The following is a 19,087-nucleotide window of genomic DNA, read 5'->3' on the forward strand; positions in this document are numbered from 1 at the left end:
CCGATCCCACGTTCGCCACGACGGTCCGCGGCGTCGGCTACCGCTTCGCCTGGGCGCGCCCGGCCCCGGGCCGCGAACGACGGAGGGCCCGCAGGCAGCGCCTGCGGGCGCTCCGTCGTTCGCGCGGGAGCGTCAGTTGGCGGGAGTCGACTCCGCGCCGGACTTCGCGTCCGCGGCCTTCTCGGCGGGGGCCGAGAACTTCGCGATCTGCTCCGCCGTCAGCACGTAGGGACGGTACTCCTTGAGCGAGCCGTCGAGCACCGGTACCCGGTGCTGCACCTCGGCCGAGCCGGGGGTCGACAGGTAGGCGTCGACGAGCGTGCCGGCCTTCGCCTCGGGGATCTTCACGAGCACCAGGGACTGCTCGCCCTCGGGATCGCCGAACTTGGTGGTGCCCGCGGGCACCTCGAACTCGGAGGTGGCGACCTGCTGGCCGTCGGCCATGAACGAGATGGTCAGCTGCTGCGCCTTCTCGCCGGCGTTGATGCCGGTGAAGACGACGTTCTGCTGCTCGCCGCTCTCGTCGGCGACCAGCATGAGGTTGCGCACCTCGACGCCGTTGACGTTGGCGTCGACCCCGTCGCTCGGCGCGTACTGGATCAGCGTGTCCTGCGCCGCGATCAGGCTGCAGCCGGTCGCGCCGAGGGTGAGCGCCGCCGCGAGGGCGATGGATGAGGCGATCCGAATCTTCAAGGAGATCCTCCGAAGCGATGGTGGTCGAGTCCCTGCCCGCTCCGCGAGCAGTTTGAAATCATCCTACCGCCAGCTCGCAACTCGATGCAGCTTAGGCTGCCCTTACTAGCGGTATGTCGGTGTGGTATTCTAGAGGTTGGAACACGAAGGAGCCACTCCATGCAATTTGAGGTCGGAGAGACTGTCGTCTATCCCCATCACGGCGCGGCCAAGATCATCGAGGTCAAGACGCGCAAACTGGGCGGCGAAGAGAAGCTCTTCCTCAAGCTCCAGGTGAACCAGGGCGACCTGACCATCGAGGTGCCGGCAGAGAACTGCGATCTGGTCGGCGTCCGCGACGTCATCGACCAGGAGGGCCTCGAGCAGGTCTTTGAGGTCCTGCGCGCCCCGTTCACCGAGGAGCCCACCAACTGGTCCCGCCGGTACAAGGCGAACCTCGAGAAGCTCGCCTCTGGCGACGTCATCAAGGTGTCCGAGGTCGTGCGCGACCTGTGGCGCCGCGACCAGGAGGTCCGCTCGCTGTCCGCCGGCGAGAAGCGCATGCTGGCCAAGGCCCGGCAGATCCTCGTCTCCGAGCTCGCGCTCGCCGAGAAGACCGACGAGGACAAGGCATCCGAGATGCTCGACGAGGTGCTGGCCTCCTAGGTCCGCCCGATCGCACGCAGAACGCCCCGCTCCGAGCGGGGCGTTCTGCGTTTCCGGGCGAACCCGAGCCCGGAAGGAACCCCGCGCGGTACCCTGACCCCATGGAACGCTCACCGCTCGCGAACGAGCACCCCGGGACCGGCGGCACCCCGCACCCCATCGGCAGCCTCGGTGTGGTGCTCGTCGGCGCCGGCAACGGCACCCGGCTCGGCGCGGGAGTACCCAAGGCCTTCGTCGAGATCGGCGGACGCACCCTGCTCGAGCACGCGCTCCGAGCGGTGACCGCGCTCCCCCACGCCGGGCACATCGCCGTGGTCGTGCCGGCCGACCGCGCCGCCGAGGCGCTCGAGCTGCTCGATGCCGCGCTCCCCGACGACTGCACCTGGTCGACCGCGGTCGTCCCCGGCGGGCGTGAGCGCCACGAATCGGTCCGGTTCGGGATCGACGCGCTGCCCGATTCGGTGACGACGGTGCTCGTGCACGATGCGGCCCGCCCGTTCGCGAGCCCGGAGCTGTTCGATCGCGTCGCCGCCGAGGTGCTGCGGACCGGATCCGCGGTGGTGCCCGCGCTGCCCGTCGCCGACACCCTGAAGCGGGTCGGCGCCGACGGCATCGTGCGCGAGACGGTGGATCGCTCCACCCTCGTCGCGGTGCAGACGCCGCAGGGCTTCCCGCGCGAGCTGCTCGCCGCCGCGCACGCGACCGCGCAGCTGCAGGACGGCGATCCGGCGCGCCAGGAAGCGCCGCCGACCGACGACGCCGAGGTCGTGCAGCGCGCCGGCGGAACCGTGCGCACGGTCGTCGGCGAGCAGCGGGCCCACAAGCTCACGACCCCCGAGGATCGGGCGATCCTCGGGGCGCTGCTGGCCGCGCTCGACGGCGCGGCAGACGGCGCGCACGCCGCGGGCGCGCGATGATCCGCGTCGGCACGGGCGTCGACGCGCACGCCTACGCTCCGGATGCGCCCCTGCGACTCGCGGGCCTCGACTGGCCGGGCGAACCCGGGCTCTCGGGGCACAGCGACGGGGACGTCGCGTGCCACGCGGTCGTCGATGCGCTGCTCTCGGCCGCAGGCCTCGGCGACATCGGCGGCCTCGTCGGCGTGGATCTGCCGGGCACCGAGAACGCCGACAGCACCGGCTTCGTGCGCCTCGCGCTCGATCGCCTCGGGGCCGAGGGCTGGCGCCCGGTCAACATCTCTGTGCAGATCGTCGGCAACCGGCCCAAGTTCGCGCCGCGGCGGGCCGAGGCCGAGGCGCGCATGAGCGCGCTCGTCGGCGCACCCGTGAGCCTCGGCGCCACGACGAGCGACGGCCTCGGTTTCACCGGTCGCGGCGAGGGGATCGCGGCGATCGCGACCGCCCTCATCGAGCGCGACTGACGCGGGTCCTCAGGCCCGGAACGCAGCGGACCGGGCCGGGGTCGCGCTTCCTCAGGCGGAGAGCGCGACCGCGACCCGGTCGATGCGTACGGTCAGCGGCCCTGGCTGGCGACCGCGGCGGCGCCGGCGGCGGCGGCCTCGGGGTCGAGGTAGCGGCCGGGACCGGTCGGACGGCCTGCGTCGTCGATCTCGTAGACGAGCGGCATGCCCGTCGGGATGTTGAGACCCGCGATGTCGTCGTCGGAGATGCCCTCGAGGTGCTTGACGAGCGCGCGCAGCGAGTTGCCGTGCGCCGTGACGAGCACGGTGTTGCCCGCGTTCAGGTCGGGCACGATCGCGTTCTCCCAGTACGGGACCATCCGCTCGATGACGTCCTTCAGGCACTCGGTGCGCGGCTTCTCGCCGTCGATGCCGTCGTAGCGGGGATCGTTCGCCTGCGACCACTCGCTCGCGTCGTCGAGCACGGGCGGCGGGGTGTCGAAGGAGCGACGCCACTCCATGAACTGCTCCTCGCCGTACTTCTGCAGCGTCTCGGCCTTGTCGAGCCCCTGCAGGGCGCCGTAGTGGCGCTCGTTGAGGCGCCAGGAGCGACGCACCGGGACCCACATGCGGTCGGCGCTCTCGAGCGCGAGGTTCGCGGTCTGGATCGCGCGGCTGAGCACGGAGGTGTGCAGCACGTCGGGCAGCAGCCCCGCCTCGGCGAGCAGTTCACCGGCGCGCGCGGCTTCGCCGCGGCCCTGCTCGGTGAGTCGCACATCGACCCAGCCGGTGAACAGGTTCTTCTGGTTCCATTCGCTCTGGCCGTGGCGAAGCAGGATCAGCGTGTTCGTCATGCCCCAAGTCTAGGCGAGCGCGCGACCGGATTCAGATGCGCGGCAGACGGGGAACGCCGCGCGTCGCGCCGGCGTCCGCGGGGACGATCGTCTCCTGCGCGGCCGCGACCGAATCCGGCCCCTCGCCGATCCGGACCTCGAGCGCCGCGTCCTCGGGGACCGAGCGCTTGAGCAGCGCGAGCGCGATCCCGCCCCACTCGTGGTGCAGGCCCGCCCGGGTCACCCGGCCGACCGGTCGCGCGTCGGCCTCGGCGGACTCGCCCGCGCGAAAGACGAGCGCGCCGCCCTCGGGCAGCTCGCCGGCGGAACCGTCGAGGTGCAGCAGCACGAGGCGCCGCGGCGGGTGGCCGAGGTTGTGCACCTTCGCCACCGTCTCCTGCCCGCGGTAGCAGCCCTTGTTCAGGTGCACGGCGGATCGCAGCCAGTCGAACTCGTGCGGGATCGCCCGCTCGTCGAGCTCCGCAGCGGACGGGCGCGCCGCACGGATCTCGAGCGCGTCGAGCGCGGAGAGCCCGGCCGCGCGGATCGCGGCGCCGTCGATGAGCGCGGAGACGCGTTCGAGCTCGGCGCGCGGCACGACGAAGCGGATCGCGTTCCAGCCCTCGCCGGGGTGCCGACCCGCGTACTGCGCGCCGCCGTGCGCGAGCTCGCCCCACGGATCGCGCCACACGGCCGCGGCGATGCCGAGCTCGTCGATCGCGGACGCCGCGGGGCCGTCGCCCATGGCGAGCACGGTCGCGAAGTCGGCGCTGCGATCCTCGATATCGACGCGCAGCGCGAAGCGCATGCGGAGCAGGAAGGCCAGCAGATCGGCGCCGCGACCGGGATCGACGAGCAGCCACAGCCGCTCCCCGTCGTCGACGACGCGGATGGGCTGCTCGATGCGCCCGTTGGGATCGAGCAGCAGGGTCTCGGCGGAGTCACCCGGGCGCAGGCCGATGAGGCTCTGGCTCGTGAACGAGTGCACCCAGCTCAGGCGATCGGGACCCGAGACGGTGAGGACCTCGTGATGGCCGAGATCGACGATCGCGTCGCCGGCCTCGAGCGCCCGCTGCTCGATGAGCGGGGCTCCGTAGTGCGCGGCGACGCCGGATTCCGACGCCTCGACGGCGCCGGGAAGTCGCAGGAAGCTGCTGGGCACGCGGCCTAGCGCTGACCCTTGAACAGCTTGTAGACGACGGTGCCGGCCACCCACGCGATGGAGAGCGAAGCCAGGCCGAGCAGTCCGAGGAAGAAGAGTTCGAGAGCGAGCATGGCCCCATGCTACCAGCGCGGAGGCGTCCCTCAGCCGACGAGCAGGCCGATGAGGTCGATCACCGCGATGACCACCACCGAGCCCGCGACGCTGAACGCGGTGCGCGTGATGAACCCCTCGCGCTGGGCGGTTCCGAGCTGCAGGGCGAAGGTGACGAGCGTGCTCGCTCCGATGGCGAGCGCGAGCCAGGCGAAGCGCTGCTCGGCGTCGTGCTCCAGCACGGTCACGAGCACGCCGATGACGGCGGCGACGGCCCAGGCGATGATCAGTCTCGGCAGATGCCAGGAATGCACTTCGTCGGTGTCGCTCACCCGGCCATTGTGGCACAGCGATCCGCCTAGGATGGAGGGGTCTCGATCGCCGCGGCAGAGGGGAGCGCACCGATGCAGCTGCTCTGCCTCGCCGACCAGGACCCGGCCGACGCGCTCCCGGGCGTGGAGCTGCTGGCCCACGAGCTGCGCGCGGCACCGCTGTCGATCGAGCCGAGCCCGAGCCTCGCGTCCCGGTCCGACGCCGTGCTCATCGACGGCACCCAGCACCCGCGGCTCGCGCGCAGCGCCGGGCAGGCCCTCGCGTCGAGCACCGCGACCCCGGTGCTGCTCGTCATCGCGGAATCCACGCTCACCGCCGTCACGACCGAGTGGGGCGTCGACGACGTACTGCTGCCGACGGCCTCCCCCGCCGAGATCGACCTGCGCCTGCGCCTCGCCTGCGAGCGCGCGCAGCGGCGCGGGGCGGGCACCGCCGAGACGGGCGCCACCGGCCTCCGCATCGACGAGGAGACGTTCACCGCGCGCCTGCACGACCGACCGCTCGATCTCACCTACAAGGAGTTCGAGCTGCTGCACTTCCTCGCCGCGCACCCCGGGCGCGTGTTCACGCGCGAGCAGCTGCTCAGCGACGTCTGGGGCACCGACTACTTCGGCGGCACGCGCACGGTCGACGTGCACGTGCGCCGGCTGCGCGCGAAGCTCGGCGAGCACGACTCGCTCATCGGCACGGTGCGGGGCGTGGGCTACGGCTTCGCGCGCGAACCGCAGGACACGGAGGACGGCGAATGAGCACCGAGATCGATCCGGGATCCGCGGGCGGCTGGGCCGCGGTGCGCGCACTGCTCGACGCGGCCGAGCGCGCCGACGGCGCCGCCCCCGTCTCGGACCAGGCCGTCGCCGGTGCCGCGCAGGGGCATCGCCGAGTGCTCGCGTTCGGCGCGGATCCCGAGACGTCTCCGGAGGCGGTCGGCATCGTGGGCGCCGGCGAACTCGACCTCGTGGTGCGCCCCGATGCGCGCGGTCGCGGCGTCGCGGCCGCGGCGCTCGCCGAACTGCTGGAGCTGCCCGAAGCGAGCGGCGAGCTGCGCGCCTGGGTGCACGGCTCGAACCCCGCGGCAGAGGCGCTGCTGGGCGCGGCCGGGTTCGCGCCGGTCCGCTCGCTCCACCTGATGACGCTCGATCCCGCGCGCCTTCCCCAGGACTCCCCCGACCCCGCCGCACCGATCCTCGCCGCGGGGTTCGCGAGCCCGGCGACCGATCCCGCCGACGCGACCCAGCTCGCCGAGCGGGTCCGCGTCAACGCCAGCGCCTTCGCCGACCACCCCGAGCAGGGCGCCATGACCGCGGACGACTTCGCGACGCTCGCGCGCGAGCCCTGGTTCGCGGCCGACGACGTGCTGCTCGCCGCCGACGCCTCGCTTCCGGGAGCGCCCATCGCAGGCTTCGCGTGGGTCAAGACCGTGCGCGGCGGCGACGAGGTCGAGTGCGAGCTGTACGTGCTCGGCGTCGATCCGGCGTACGCCGGCCGCGGGCTCGGCCGCGCGCTGCTCGACGCGACCCTCGCGCGCATGGCCGCGCACCGCCCGCACCGGGTCTCCCTCTACGTCGACGGCACCAACGAGCGCGCGATCCGCCTCTACGAACGGGCCGGCTTCGCGCTCGAGCGCGAGAGCCGGCAGTGGCTGCGCCGCGCGGTGCCGGGCGACACCGCGGAGAACTCCTCGTGAACGGCGGGTGCCGGGCCGACCCCGAGTGACAGAATGGGGAGCATGAGCGACGACACCCGCCACCAGACGGACGCGATCCTGCACGCCGAGACCGACGATCTGCCGGCCGACCGGTATCTCGATCGCGAGCTCAGCTGGCTCGCCTTCAACCAGCGCGTGCTCGAGCTCGCCGAGGATCCGACCGTGCCGCTGCTCGAGCGGGCGAACTTCCTCGCGATCTTCGCGTCGAACCTCGACGAGTTCTTCATGGTGCGCGTCGCGGGTCTGAAGCGCCGCATCGTCACGGGCCTCGCGGTTCCCACCAACGTCGGTCGCGCGCCGACCGAGGTGCTCGCCGAGATCAACCGAACCGCCTACGAGCTGCAGCTGCGCCACGCGCGCTGCTTCGCCGAGCAGGTGCAGCCCGGGCTCGCCGAGGCCGGGGTCAAGATCGTCGACTGGGACACGCTCGACGACGCCGATCACGCGATCCTGACCGAGTACTACGAGCAGCACATCTACCCCGTGCTCATGCCGCTCGCGGTCGACCCGGCGCACCCGTTCCCCTACATCTCGGGCCGCGCGCTCAACCTGTCGATCCGGGTGCGCAACCCGCGCACCGACAAGGTCGAGTTCGCGCGCCTCAAGGTGCCGCAGATGATCCCCCGGTACGTGCGCGTCGATCGCCGCGAGTCGGCCGAGGACGTGCGCTTCATCTCGCTCGAGGAGCTCATCGCGAACCAGCTCGACGGCCTCTTCCCCGGCATGGAAGTGATCGATCACCATGTGTTCCGCGTGACCCGCAACGAGGACGTGGAGATCGAGGAGGACGAGACCGAGAACCTGATCCAGGCGCTCGAGAAGGAGCTGCTGCGCCGCCGCTTCGGCCCGCCGATCCGCCTCGAGATCTCGGACGACATGGACGAGGCCACCCTCGACCTGCTGGTGCGCGAGTTCGACATCGACGAGGAGCAGGTCTACACGCTGCCCGCGCCGCTCGACCTCGGCGGCCTCTTCGCGGTGACCCGCGTCGAGCGCCCCGACCTCAAGTTCACCCCGCACATCCCGGTGACCCACCCGCAGTTCCGTCCGAACACCCCGAGCGAGAAGCCCGACGTGTTCCGGGCGATCGCGCGCCGCGAGGTGCTCGTGCACCACCCCTACGAGTCGTTCTCGACCAGCGTGCAGGCGTTCGTCGAGCAGGCCGCGACCGACCCCGACGTGCTCGCGATCAAGCAGACCCTCTACCGCACCTCGGGCGACAGCCCCATCGTCGCGTCGCTCATCAAGGCGGCCGAGGCCGGCAAGCAGGTGCTCGCGCTCGTCGAGATCAAGGCCCGCTTCGACGAGGAGGCCAACATCACGTGGGCCCGGAAGCTCGAGCAGGCGGGCGTGCACGTGGTCTACGGCCTCGTCGGGCTCAAGACCCACTGCAAGCTCGTGCACGTGATCCGCGAGGAGCAGGGCCGCCTGCGGCACTACTGCCATATCGGCACCGGCAACTACAACCCGAAGACCAGCCGCATCTACGAGGACTTCGGCCTGTTCACGTCCTCCGACGAGGTCGGCCGCGACGTGACCCGCCTCTTCAACGTGCTCTCGGGCTACGCGATCGAGACGCAGTACGATCGGCTGCTCGTCGCCCCGCTGCAGCTCCGCCAGGGCCTGCTCGACCGCATCGAGCGCGAGGCCGAGCACGCGCGCGCCGGGCGCCCGAGCGGGATCAAGCTCAAGGCTAACTCGATGGTCGACGAGGCCATCATCGACGCGCTCTACCGCGCCAGTCGCGCCGGTGTACCGATCGAGATCTGGGTGCGCGGCATCTGCTCGATCCGCGCGGGGGTCCCCGGGCTGTCCGAGAACATCCGGGTGCGCTCGGTGCTCGGCCGATACCTCGAGCACTCGCGCATCTACGCGTTCGAGAACGCGGGCGACCGCGAGGTCTACATCGGCAGCGCCGACCTTATGCACCGCAACCTCGACCGCCGCATCGAGGTCCTCGTGCGCCTGCTCGACCGCGAGCACCTCGCCCGCATCGACCGCTTCTTCTCGTTCGCGTTCAGCGACGAGGTCTCGTCCTGGCGCATGCTGCCCGACGGCAGCTGGTCGCGCCGCGTGGTCAGCGAGGAGGGCGAGCCCCTGCCCGATCTGCAGGACCTCGTGATGGTGGATCGCGCCGAGGCGCGGAGCCGGGGAGCCCGATGAGCGCTGCGGCGCCGAACCCGATCCTCGCGGCGGGCACGGTGTGCTGGCGTCGGGTCGTGCGCTCCGACGGCCGCGAGCAGCTCATGGTGCTGCTCATCCACCGCACCAAGCAGCGCGACGTGTCGTTCCCCAAGGGCAAGCTGGATCCCGGCGAGAGCATGCCGCAGGCCGCGGTGCGCGAGACGCACGAGGAGACGGGCCTCACCGTGCGGCTCGGCGCGAACCTGGGCACGATCCACTACCGGATGCCCGGCAACGGCGAGAAGACCGTGCAGTACTGGGCCGCGGAGGTGACCGAGCAGGCCGTGCAGGCGTCGACGTTCCGCCCCAACAAGGAGGTCGCGGCGCTCGAGTGGGTGCCGCTGAGCAAGGCGCGCAAGCGGCTGAGCTACCCCGCCGACCGCGAGATCCTCGACGTGTTCCAGCGCTTCGCGGATCGCGACGCCACCGAGACCTTCTCGGTGATCCTGCTGCGGCACGCGAAGGCCGAGCCGCGCAGCGCGATGTTCCCAGAGGACCGCACCCGCCCGCTCGCCGACGCCGGCGAGGATCAGGCCGAGAACCTGATCGCCATGCTCGACTCGTTCGGACCCAAGCGGATCCTCTCGTCGAACGCCGAGCGCTGCATGCGCACGGTCGCCCCGCTCGCGCACCACCTGCGCAAGACGGTCCGGGTGCACGAGGGCCTCAGTCAGGAGGCGTGGGACGCCGGCAGCACCGACGAGCTCCGCAGCATCGTCGGCAAGGTCGTGCGCAAGGGCAAGAACACGATCATCTGCACCCACCGGCCCGTGCTGCCCGATGTCGCGCGCGAGCTCGCGCTGGCCACCGGCAGCCTGCCCGGCGATTACCTGCAGGAGGCCGCGGCGCTGCCCCCGGGCGGCTTCTCGGTCTTCCACTTCTCGCGCACCCATCCCGGTGCCGGGATCCTCGGCGTCGAGGTCTACCCGGTTCGGCACTGAGCGGACCGGAGCCCGGCGCCTCGTGCGCCTGCGACTCGGCCGCATCCGGCCGCACCACAGGCGCTTCATCGAATACTCTGGGGCGATGAACACCGACGGCGTCGATGACGACCTCCCCTTCGGGCTCGTCGTGAACCCGTTCTCAGCACTCGGCCGGGGCAAGCGCGCCGCCGTGCGCACGGCGCGCGCGCTCGCCGCGCGAGGCGTGCGGGTGGTCCCGATCTCGGGGCGCGACGCCGCCCACTGCCGGGAGCAGCTGCGCGCCGCGACCGGCACCGGACTGCGCGGCCTCGTGCTCGTCGGCGGCGACGGGATCCTCGGCCTCGTCCTCCAGGTCCCCGAGGCGCGTCGGCTCCCGCTGGGGATCGTACCGGCGGGCAGCGGCAACGACTTCGCCCGGCAGTTCGAGCTCCCGCACGACCCCGTCGCCGCGGTCGCGCGGATCCTCGCCGCGGAATCGGCGCCGCGAGCGGTCGACCTCGGCGTGGTGCACCTGCCCGACCCCGAACGGCCCGGGCAGAAGCGCGAGCACTGGTTCGCCGGAGGTCTGTCCGTCGGCTTCGACGCGGCGGTGAACCGCCGCGCGAACGCGATCCGACTGCCCCTCGGCCCGGTCCGCTACCACCTCGCGCTCATCGTCGAGGTGCTCGCCATCGCGCCCCGCGCCTTCTCGGTGCGGTGGAGCCGGAGCGCCGACGCCGACCAGGATCCGGCAGGCCGACGCGCGTTCACGGGGCTCCTCGCGACCGTGATGAACATCCGGGCGATCGGCGGCGGGATCCCGCTCACGCCGCAGGCGGAACCCGACGACGGCGCGCTCGACCTGCTCATGGTCGACGCGTGCAGCACGGTCCGGCTCCTGAGCGTGCTCGGGGTCCTGGCCCGCGGTCGGCACGCCCGTCTGCCGGAGGTGCGCATGGAGCGGGCCGAACGGGTCGGGATCGAGGCCGGGTCCGAGATCGCCTACGCCGACGGGGAACCGGTCGGCGTCGGCCCCTTCGAGGTCTCGGTCGCCCCCGGAGCCCTGCGACTGCTCGCCTGACTCCGGGGACTCCGCGGCTCCGCCGTCAGCGCCCGGTCACCAGCATGTCGGCGAAACCCGCGACCTTGAGGCGCAACTCGTCGATGCGCTGCACGCGCGCCGCGGCGACGTCGTAGCCCTCGTAGGCGGGCGGCGGATCGTTGCGCACGTTGTGCGAGCACTCGAAGTCGCGGCAGATGAGGGTGCCCACCGTCGCACCGCGACGACCGGCATCGCCGACCCGGCGGGCGCTCCAGAAGACGACGTCGTTCGGCAGGCGCACGTCGCGGCACCAGCTGCACATGGCACGCGACCGCGGCGCGGCATCGGCCTGGCGCAGCACGACCCCGACCGGGTCGCCGTCGAGCGACGGCAGCACGACGTAGGCCCGCTTCGCGAACTTCGGGTCGCGCCACCCGAGGAAATCGAGCGCGTCCCAGGCGACGGCGTCGAGGAAGTCGGGCAGCACCGCGTCCTTCGCCTCCTTGCGGGAGGCGTTGACGAACGACGAGCGGATGGTGGATTCGTTCAGGGGAAGCATGATCGACTGCTTTCGGTCGTGCCCGGCACGGTCGCGGCGACCGGCGCGTCAGCGGCGCCGCCCGCACGTGCGGGGCGAGTGATTTTCTGGCTCGGCGAGATCGCCGCACGCGCGGAGCGCGGCGGCGAGGGCGGGGTCCTCACCTGCCCCCGACGGCGATGCCGACGGGGACCTCCGTACGCCCGAGGGCACTGCCGAACCGAATGATCACGGCACGAGTCTAGCCGCAGCCCCGCTCCCCCGGCGAGGATCCGTCCGCGGCTCCCAGCTCCCGCGGACGCGCGCACCGCAAGTTGTCCAGGTCGCCGCACCACCGGAAACCGCGCGGGATCACGCGCCTCTCGACGGGCGTTCACCTGCTGTTCACCCGACGGCAGATCGCTCGTCACATGCGTTGCCTACCTTGGGAACCGAGGCATCCAGCCCGCGGCGCCCCGGCGCCGGTTCATCAGAAGAAATGGACAGGATCTGACTGTGAAGATCTCTCCCGCGATCAAGATCGCAGCGATCGGCGGCATCGCCGCGATCGCGCTGACCTCCTGCGCTGCCAACGAGTCGGGCGGGACCAGCCCCTCCGAGAGCGCCTCGAAGTCAAACCTCTCCGGTGAGCTCAACGGCGCCGGCGCGTCCTCGCAGGATTCGGCGCAGCAGGCCTGGATCGCCGCGTTCCAGAAGGCCAACGACAAGGTCACCATCAACTACGAGCCTTCCGGCTCGGGTGCGGGTCGCGAGACCTTCCAGCAGGGCGCCAGCGCCTTCGCCGGTTCCGACCGCGCGTTCAAGGTCGACGAGATCAAGGCCGGCCCGTTCAAGGGCTGCGCCCCCGGCACCGGCATCGTCGAGGTCCCCGCCTACATCTCGCCCATCGCGATCATCTTCAACGTCGAGGGCGTCGATTCGCTCAAGCTCGACGCGTCGACCGTCGCGAAGATCTTCTCGGGCAAGATCACCAAGTGGAACGATCAGGCGATCGCCTCGCAGAACCCCGACGCGAAGCTCCCCGACACCAACATCACCGCCGTGCACCGCTCCGACAAGTCGGGCACCACGGGCAACTTCACCGACTACCTCGCAGCCGCGGGCGGCGCCGACTGGGCCGCCGGCTCGGTCGAGGAGTGGCCGAAGGAGCTCGGCGGCGAGGGCGCATCGGGCACCTCGGGCGTCGTGCAGGCCGTCACCAAGGGCGTCGGCACCATCGGCTACGCCGACGCATCGAAGGCCGGCAAGCTCGGCACCGTCGAGATCAAGGTCGGCGACAAGTACGTCAAGTACAGCCCCGAGGCGGCTTCGGCCATCGCCGAGCACTCGGAGCTCGAGACCGGTCGCACCGCGAACGACCTCGCCGTCAAGATCGACCGCACCTCCGACAAGGAGGGCGTGTACCCGATCGTGCTCATCAGCTACCTCATCGGCTGCGAGCAGTACGCGGACGCCAAGAACGCCGAGCTCGTGAAGTCGTACTTCGGCTACGTCACCGGCGAAGAGGGCCAGAAGGCCGCCGCCGAGGCATCCGGCAGCGCCCCGCTCCCCGCGACCCTGGCCGCCAAGGTCAAGACCGCGGTCGACGCGATCAAGTAACGTGCAGAGGGCGGCCGGGACACGATCCCGGCCGCCCTTCGCGCCGTTCTCACCAGTATTCGAAGGAGCCCCGTCCCCGTGACCGCACCCACCGCGGCAGCCAAGCCGGTCTTGAGCCTCGGCGATCGCATCTTCTCCCGCTCCGCGATCTTCGCGGGCAGCATGATCCTCGTCACCCTGGCCGCGGTGGCGATCTTCCTGATCACGAGGAGCCTCCCCGCGTTCGTCGCGACGAAGGAATCGGCCTCGCTCCTCACCTCGAACTTCTGGGCCTACGTCGGCCCGCTCATCTTCGGAACCGTGTGGGCGGCCGTCCTCGCCCTCGTCATCGCGCTGCCGCTCTCCATCGGCATCGCCCTCTTCATCTCGCACTACGCGCCCCGCAAGCTCGCACAGGTGCTCGGATACGTCGTCGACCTGCTCGCCGCCGTGCCGAGCGTCGTCTTCGGCCTGTGGGGCATCGGCGTGCTCGCCCCCGCGGTGCAGCCGGTCTTCGTCTGGCTCAACAGCAACCTCGGCTGGATCCCCCTCTTCGGCGGCACCGTCAGCGGCACCGGCCGCACCATCCTCACCGCGGCCATCGTGCTCGCGGTCATGGTGCTGCCGATCATGACCGCCATCTGCCGCGAGATCTTCCTGCAGGCCCCCGTGCTCCACGAGGAGGCCGCGCTCGCGCTCGGCGCCACCCGCTGGGAGATGATCAAGATGGCCGTGCTGCCCTTCGGCCGCCCCGGCATCGTCTCGGCCGCCATGCTCGGCCTCGGCCGCGCGCTCGGCGAGACCATGGCCGTCGCCATGGTGCTCTCCGCGACCGGCATCGTGAGCCTCAAGCTCCTCACCTCCGAGAACCCCTCGACGATCGCCGCGAACATCGCGCTGTCGTTCCCCGAGGCGTACGGCGAGAACATCAACATCCTCATCGCCACGGGCCTCATCCTCTTCATCGTCACCTTCCTGGTCAACGCGATCGCCCGCTGGATCGTGAGCCGCCGGGCCGAGTTCTCTGGAGCCAACTGATGGCCGCCGTCACCATCCGCCCCGTCTCCGCCGGCTCCGCGCTCTCGGGCAACCGGCTCCCGCGCAGCACGCCCTGGATCATCCTCGGGGCCAGCCTGGTCATCTCGTTCGCCCTCTTCGCGCTGCTCGCCGCAGCCGCGGGCGGCGACTTCAGCATCGTGGGCGCCGTGCTCGTCGGAGCGATCCTCTACCTGGTCGCCTCCACCGGCATCACCGCCGCCGTCGAGGGCCGCCGCCAGGCCACCGACCGCCTGGTCACCGGCCTCGTCACCAGCGCGTTCCTGCTCGCCATGGTGCCGCTCGTCTCGGTCGCGATCACGGTCATCGGGAACGGCGTCGCACGCATGGACGCGACGTTCTTCACCTCGTCGATGCGCAACGTCGTCGGCGAGGGCGGCGGCGCGCTGCACGCCATGATCGGCACGCTGCTGATCACGCTCGCCGCGACGATCATCTCGGTGCCCCTCGGCCTCATGACCTCGATCTACCTCGTCGAGTACGGCCGCGGCCGCATCGCGAAGACCATCACCTTCCTCGTCGACGTCATGACCGGCATCCCGTCGATCGTCGCCGGCCTCTTCGCCTACGCGCTGTTCGCCCTGTTCCTCGGACCGGGCGTGCGCATGGGCATCGTCGGCGCCGTCGCGCTCTCGGTGCTGATGATCCCCGTGGTCGTCCGCTCGAGCGAGGAGATGCTGAAGCTCGTGCCGCACGAGCTGCGCGAGGCCTCCTACGCGCTCGGTGTGCCGAAGTGGCTCACCATCGTGAAGGTCGTGCTCCCCACCTCGATCGCCGGCATAACCACGGGCGTCGTGCTCGCCATCGCCCGCGTCATCGGCGAGACCGCACCGCTGCTCATCACCGCCGGCTTCACGGCATCGATGAACTACAACCTGTTCGCCGACCGCATGCAGTCGCTCCCCGTGTACGTCTACACGCAGTACGCGAACCAGGGCAACCCGGTCGAAGCCTTCCTCGATCGCGCCTGGGCCGCCGCCCTCGTGCTCATCCTGATCGTGATGGCGCTCAATCTCATCGCCCGTCTCGTCGCGAAGTACTTCTCGCCGAAGACCGGCCGATAACCCGAACCTTACGAACCGAAGGAAACACACCCAGTGTCGAAGCGCATCGAGGTCAACGACCTCAACGTCTACTACTCGAACTTCCTGGCCGTCGAGGGCGTCTCGATGAACATCGAGCCCCGCAGCGTCACCGCCTTCATCGGCCCCTCGGGTTGCGGCAAGTCCACCTTCCTCCGCACGCTCAACCGCATGCACGAGGTCATCCCCGGCGCGCGCGTCGAGGGCGAGGTGCTGCTCGACGGCGAGGACCTGTACGGCACGGGCGTCGACCCGGTGCTCGTGCGCCGCCAGGTCGGCATGGTGTTCCAGCGCCCCAACCCGTTCCCCACCATGTCGATCCGCGAGAACGTCCTCGCCGGCGTGCGGCTCAACAACCGCCGCATGTCGTCGAGCGACGCCGACGCGCTCGTCGAGCGCTCGCTGCAGGGCGCGAACCTCTGGAAGGAGGTCAAGGACCGCCTCGACAAGCCCGGTTCGGGCCTCTCGGGCGGCCAGCAGCAGCGCCTCTGCATCGCCCGCGCGATCGCGGTGTCGCCCGACGTGCTCCTCATGGACGAGCCCTGCTCGGCGCTCGACCCGATCTCGACCCTCGCCATCGAGGACCTGATCGACGAGCTGAAGTCGGAGTACACGATCGTGATCGTGACCCACAACATGCAGCAGGCCTCGCGCGTCTCGGACCGCACCGCGTTCTTCAACATCGCGGGCACCGGCAAGCCGGGCAAGCTCATCGAGTTCGACGACACCAAGACGATCTTCTCGACGCCCAAGGTGCAGGCCACCGAGGACTACGTCTCGGGCCGCTTCGGGTAAGCAGCCCCCCCCGCTCACGGATGGGCCCCTCCGCTTCGCTTGGGTTCTAGTGGTCGTCGCAACGCCCACCCCTGTGAGGAGTTGCGACGACCACCGTGAACCAGCGACGTTCCCGACAGCACTACACGCCCGAGCAGAAGGCCGCGTTCTTCGCGCTCTTTGATGAGCTCCAGAACAACACCGCCGCTGCGAGACAACTCGGCATGAACCCGGCGGGCACCTACAACTGGCTCCGCGAGCGCGGCCTGCGCTCACGGGGCAAGACCGGCAGCGGACCGCATCCGGGCAAAGAGCACTATCTGAGGCTTCGCAAAGCCGGTCACTCCCGGCGTGATGCTGCGACTGTCGCTGGCGTGCATTACCGGACCGCTGGGGATTGGGACCGCGGCACGCGCAGGACCGGTCCCGGCCGCGTGTTCGCGGACGGCAGGTTCGTAAACTACGTCACCGGTATGACGACTTACACCGATCAGACAGCGGACGCGAACCCGCTCCGTATGGAGCACCTCGCGCAGCCCCTGCATCCGCGCTTGGTCTCGCTCGAAGAACGCGAGCGTATCGGCGATCTCCATCGCGCCGGGCACTCCATCAGGCAGATCGCGGGAGCGCTCGGCCGGGCACCCTCAACAATAAGCCGGGAACTACGTCGCAACCGCTCCTCCACAGGCCATTACCCGTATGCCGCGCATCGGAAGGCAGCGAAGCGCAGGCCGCGCCCGAAACCCCGCAAGCTTGTTGCATGCGGGAGGTTGCGTGGATACGTTCAGGAGAAACTCGCCGCTCGCTGGTCTCCGGAACAGATCAGCCGTTCTCTCGAGGTCGAGTTCCCGACTGATCTGGAGATGCGTGTGACGCCGGAGACGATCTACCAGACCCTCTACTTGCAGGGGCGGGGCATCTGCGCGGAGGGAGATCGCGTCCGCGCTGCGGGCAGGGAAGGCCAGGCGCGTCCCACGCCGGCAGGCACAACGTCGGCAGCCTAGGTTCACGGACCCGATGGTCATGATCTCCGAACGACCCGCCGAGGCCGCCGACCGGGCAGTTCCCGGGCATTGGGAGGGAGACCTCATTATCGGGAAGAACAGCCTGTCGCAGATCGGCACCCTCGTCGAACGCCACACCCGGTATGTCATGCTCGTCCACCTCCCCGAAAGGCGGGACGCGACAACAGTCAGGAACGCGCTCTCACGCACCATGACCGGCCTGCCAGAGCATCTCCGGAAGTCGCTTACCTGGGATCAGGGCACGGAGCTTGCCGAACACAAACTGTTCAAGGTCGAGACTGGAATCCCGGTGTTCTTCTGCGATCCCGCGTCGCCTTGGCAGCGTGGGTCGAACGAGAACACGAATGGGCTGCTGAGGCAGTATTTCCCGAAGGGCACCGATCTGTCCGCTCACTCCGCGGAAGAACTCGCCAGGGTTGCGCACGAGCTCAACACGCGTCCCCGGAAGACGCTCGGCTGGGACACCCCGGCGAAGCGTCTCGCCTCATTGATCGATGGTTGACAGATGGATCCCCTGTTCAGCCCAAATCTGACCGATCCGTAACTGATCGATAACGAACTACCGAGAACTCTTGCAGGGAAAAGAAGCCAGGATACGGTTAAGGCTCAACCTCATGCTCTGAAGTTTCAGGGCACTGGAACGGAGGCCAAATGGCTCGAATCTTTGGAACCAAGTCAGGGCGGAGAAGCTGTACGCTTCTGCTCGCTGGAAGTACAACTCTGGCGCTTCTGATGGGTAGCGCGGCAGCATATGCCGATGACGCGCCCTCGAACTCGTTGGTGGAGGTAGTCGAAGCGGCGACGCCTGAAACGGTCGCCGCTGCGGCCGCCGTTGCGACTCAGGACGACACAGGCCACGTGATTGATGCGACTCTTGCCGACACGAATCTCACTGTCCCGGTCGATCCCGCGGATGGGATCACGCTCGATTCCGAATCGGGGCGCGTGAAGATCGAGCTTCCATTCGCTACCGAAGCAGGGGAAGCGAACGTTGAGAAGCCTGGCATCGTTTCCTACGACAACGGCAACGGCTCGGTGACGGTTCCCGTGGTGCAGCCTGAAGGCGACATTCAGATCAACACGGTGATCAGCGGCGAGGCGTCGCCGACACGGTACGCCTACCCGCTCACCCTCCCCGAGGGAGCTGTGCTGGAGCAGAACTCGGATGGTTCCATCGTTGCCTGGGATCCTGCAGGTGAGATTGTTCTTACTCTGTCAGCGCCATGGGCGAAGGACGCCAACGGCTTGGAGGTCCCGACGAGGTACGAAGTCGCAGGGAACACCGTTACTCAGGTGGTGGAGCACAGTTCGGCCTTCGCGTATCCCATCGTCGCCGACCCGTATGCGGGGAACGGCCAGTTCTACAAAAAGGCTTGGGTTTCGGGCGCTCCCAAGGGATATAAGGGGTACGTCGTGAACGCGATCCCGACCAGCGAGGGTCGCCGGTTGAACGACGTGAACGTCCTCGGTGTGCACCTTCGACAGCTCAAGAGCAAGCTCGGCGGCAACGCTTCAAAGGTCACCCCGACTATCCGTGAGCAGTTCTACTGCCACGTTGTTGGGAACATCTTCGAGCCTGGCACCTACAATATGGAGTCCTGGCGGAAGTACAAGGATTGGGGTACGCAGTTGAATCTTTGGGATCGGTGTAACCCGTGAGCGCGCAGAGAGCCCTGACTGTCGCTGCCGTGATCGCGGCCGCGGTGATGCTGGGAGTGCTGGCGTACCTCTACGTGTTTGGGACGCTGCTGGGCTATCAGGTCTCTGGCTTCAGCGGGGATGGCCCGTACTGGCCGATGACTGTCGTGTTCGTGAGCGGCACGGCGTTTGTTCTGGCTCTTCTCGCGAAGGCGGGGGTTGGGGCCGCACATAAGTTCTCCGCGAGTCGTCAATCGCAGAGCTGACGGACCCACAGACGGAGCGGCCGTACTCGTGAGCATCATGAGTACGGCCGCTCTGTCTGTGTCATGATCGAATTCCACCGTTGCGACGACCACTGGAATCCGCCTCGCCCGGAGGGGCCCATCCGTGTTTTCGGGGGGGGGGGGGAAACCCTCCGGGGCGAGGCCCCCTGTTCCT

At 69.7% G+C, this 19,087-nt stretch carries 17 protein-coding genes and 2 pseudogenes; 14 read left to right on the forward strand and 5 right to left on the reverse strand.

Features of this window, described 5'->3' with window-relative positions; genetic code table 11:
- Positions 1-132: 132 nt before the first annotated feature.
- Entirely contained in the window at positions 133-693 is a 561-nt protein-coding gene (locus XM48_RS01490) for a hypothetical protein (protein WP_046454008.1), read from the reverse strand.
- Positions 694-852: 159 nt separating this feature from the next.
- On the opposite strand from XM48_RS01490, the gene XM48_RS01495 reads away from it, so the two are divergent.
- Both XM48_RS01495 and ispD read left to right on the forward strand, forming a co-directional pair.
- Entirely contained in the window at positions 853-1,338 is a 486-nt protein-coding gene (locus XM48_RS01495) for a CarD family transcriptional regulator (protein WP_046454009.1), read from the forward strand.
- Positions 1,339-1,439: 101 nt separating this feature from the next.
- Positions 1,440-2,719: pseudogene (gene ispD / locus XM48_RS18665) on the forward strand (2-C-methyl-D-erythritol 4-phosphate cytidylyltransferase).
- A 92-nt stretch (positions 2,720-2,811) separates the two neighbouring features.
- Here the strand turns inward: ispD and XM48_RS01510 are convergent.
- From XM48_RS01510 to XM48_RS01525, 3 genes are all read right to left on the reverse strand, one after another.
- Complete coding sequence (locus XM48_RS01510; protein WP_046454012.1) at positions 2,812-3,552, reverse strand: phosphoglyceromutase; 741 nt, start codon at positions 3,550-3,552, stop codon at positions 2,812-2,814.
- Between the two features lie 31 nt (positions 3,553-3,583).
- Entirely contained in the window at positions 3,584-4,693 is a 1,110-nt protein-coding gene (locus tag XM48_RS01515; protein WP_046454013.1) for a folate-binding protein YgfZ, read from the reverse strand.
- A 143-nt stretch (positions 4,694-4,836) separates the two neighbouring features.
- Positions 4,837-5,118: a hypothetical protein gene (locus tag XM48_RS01525; RefSeq protein ID WP_231580762.1), complete on the reverse strand. Its 282-nt coding sequence runs from the start codon at positions 5,116-5,118 to the stop codon at positions 4,837-4,839.
- A 72-nt stretch (positions 5,119-5,190) separates the two neighbouring features.
- Here XM48_RS01525 and XM48_RS01530 point away from each other — a divergent pair, with 72 nt between their 5' ends.
- From XM48_RS01530 to XM48_RS01550, 5 genes are all read left to right on the forward strand, one after another.
- Positions 5,191-5,868, forward strand: a complete 678-nt coding sequence (locus tag XM48_RS01530) for a response regulator transcription factor (protein WP_046454015.1) — start codon at positions 5,191-5,193, stop codon at positions 5,866-5,868.
- Positions 5,865-6,806: a mycothiol synthase gene (mshD, locus tag XM48_RS01535; RefSeq protein ID WP_046454016.1), complete on the forward strand. Its 942-nt coding sequence runs from the start codon at positions 5,865-5,867 to the stop codon at positions 6,804-6,806. The genes XM48_RS01530 and mshD overlap by 4 nt, the downstream gene beginning before the upstream one ends.
- A 42-nt stretch (positions 6,807-6,848) precedes the next feature.
- Complete coding sequence (locus XM48_RS01540; protein ID WP_046454017.1) at positions 6,849-8,990, forward strand: RNA degradosome polyphosphate kinase; 2,142 nt, start codon at positions 6,849-6,851, stop codon at positions 8,988-8,990.
- Positions 8,987-9,952, forward strand: coding sequence for an NUDIX domain-containing protein (locus XM48_RS01545; protein WP_046454018.1), 966 nt, complete (start codon positions 8,987-8,989; stop codon positions 9,950-9,952). The genes XM48_RS01540 and XM48_RS01545 overlap by 4 nt, the downstream gene beginning before the upstream one ends.
- An 85-nt stretch (positions 9,953-10,037) precedes the next feature.
- On the forward strand, positions 10,038-10,994 hold the full coding sequence (locus XM48_RS01550) for a diacylglycerol kinase family protein (protein WP_046454019.1): 957 nt from the start codon (positions 10,038-10,040) through the stop codon (positions 10,992-10,994).
- Positions 10,995-11,019: 25 nt separating this feature from the next.
- Here the strand turns inward: XM48_RS01550 and XM48_RS01555 are convergent, their stop codons facing one another.
- A complete protein-coding gene (locus XM48_RS01555) occupies positions 11,020-11,514 on the reverse strand; it encodes an FBP domain-containing protein (RefSeq protein ID WP_046454020.1) in 495 nt (164 codons plus the stop codon).
- Between the two features lie 474 nt (positions 11,515-11,988).
- Here XM48_RS01555 and pstS point away from each other — a divergent pair, with 474 nt between their 5' ends.
- The 7 genes and pseudogenes from pstS to XM48_RS01590 all read left to right on the forward strand — a co-directional run bounded on the left by pstS (position 11,989) and on the right by XM48_RS01590 (position 18,912).
- Positions 11,989-13,092, forward strand: coding sequence for a phosphate ABC transporter substrate-binding protein PstS (gene pstS / locus XM48_RS01560; protein WP_046454021.1), 1,104 nt, complete (start codon positions 11,989-11,991; stop codon positions 13,090-13,092).
- Between the two features lie 78 nt (positions 13,093-13,170).
- The gene (gene pstC / locus XM48_RS01565) at positions 13,171-14,109 is read left to right on the forward strand and encodes a phosphate ABC transporter permease subunit PstC (protein ID WP_046454022.1); all 939 of its coding nucleotides are present in this window, start codon (positions 13,171-13,173) and stop codon (positions 14,107-14,109) included.
- The gene (gene pstA / locus XM48_RS01570) at positions 14,109-15,191 is read left to right on the forward strand and encodes a phosphate ABC transporter permease PstA (protein ID WP_046454023.1); all 1,083 of its coding nucleotides are present in this window, start codon (positions 14,109-14,111) and stop codon (positions 15,189-15,191) included. Before pstC ends, pstA begins: the two co-directional genes overlap by 1 nt.
- A gap of 33 nt (positions 15,192-15,224) precedes the next feature.
- Entirely contained in the window at positions 15,225-16,004 is a 780-nt protein-coding gene (pstB, locus tag XM48_RS01575; RefSeq protein WP_046454024.1) for a phosphate ABC transporter ATP-binding protein PstB, read from the forward strand.
- Between the two features lie 452 nt (positions 16,005-16,456).
- A pseudogene (locus XM48_RS01580) lies at positions 16,457-17,510 on the forward strand (IS30 family transposase).
- Between the two features lie 149 nt (positions 17,511-17,659).
- Positions 17,660-18,667 (forward strand): hypothetical protein, encoded by a 1,008-nt coding sequence (locus XM48_RS16775; protein ID WP_156174896.1) that lies wholly within the window; start codon positions 17,660-17,662, stop codon positions 18,665-18,667.
- A complete protein-coding gene (locus XM48_RS01590; RefSeq protein ID WP_046454025.1) occupies positions 18,664-18,912 on the forward strand; it encodes a hypothetical protein in 249 nt (82 codons plus the stop codon). Before XM48_RS16775 ends, XM48_RS01590 begins: the two co-directional genes overlap by 4 nt.
- Positions 18,913-19,087: the final 175 nt, after the last annotated feature.

Source organism: Leucobacter sp. Ag1 (assembly GCF_000980875.1).
Lineage (GTDB): Bacteria > Actinomycetota > Actinomycetes > Actinomycetales > Microbacteriaceae > Leucobacter > Leucobacter iarius.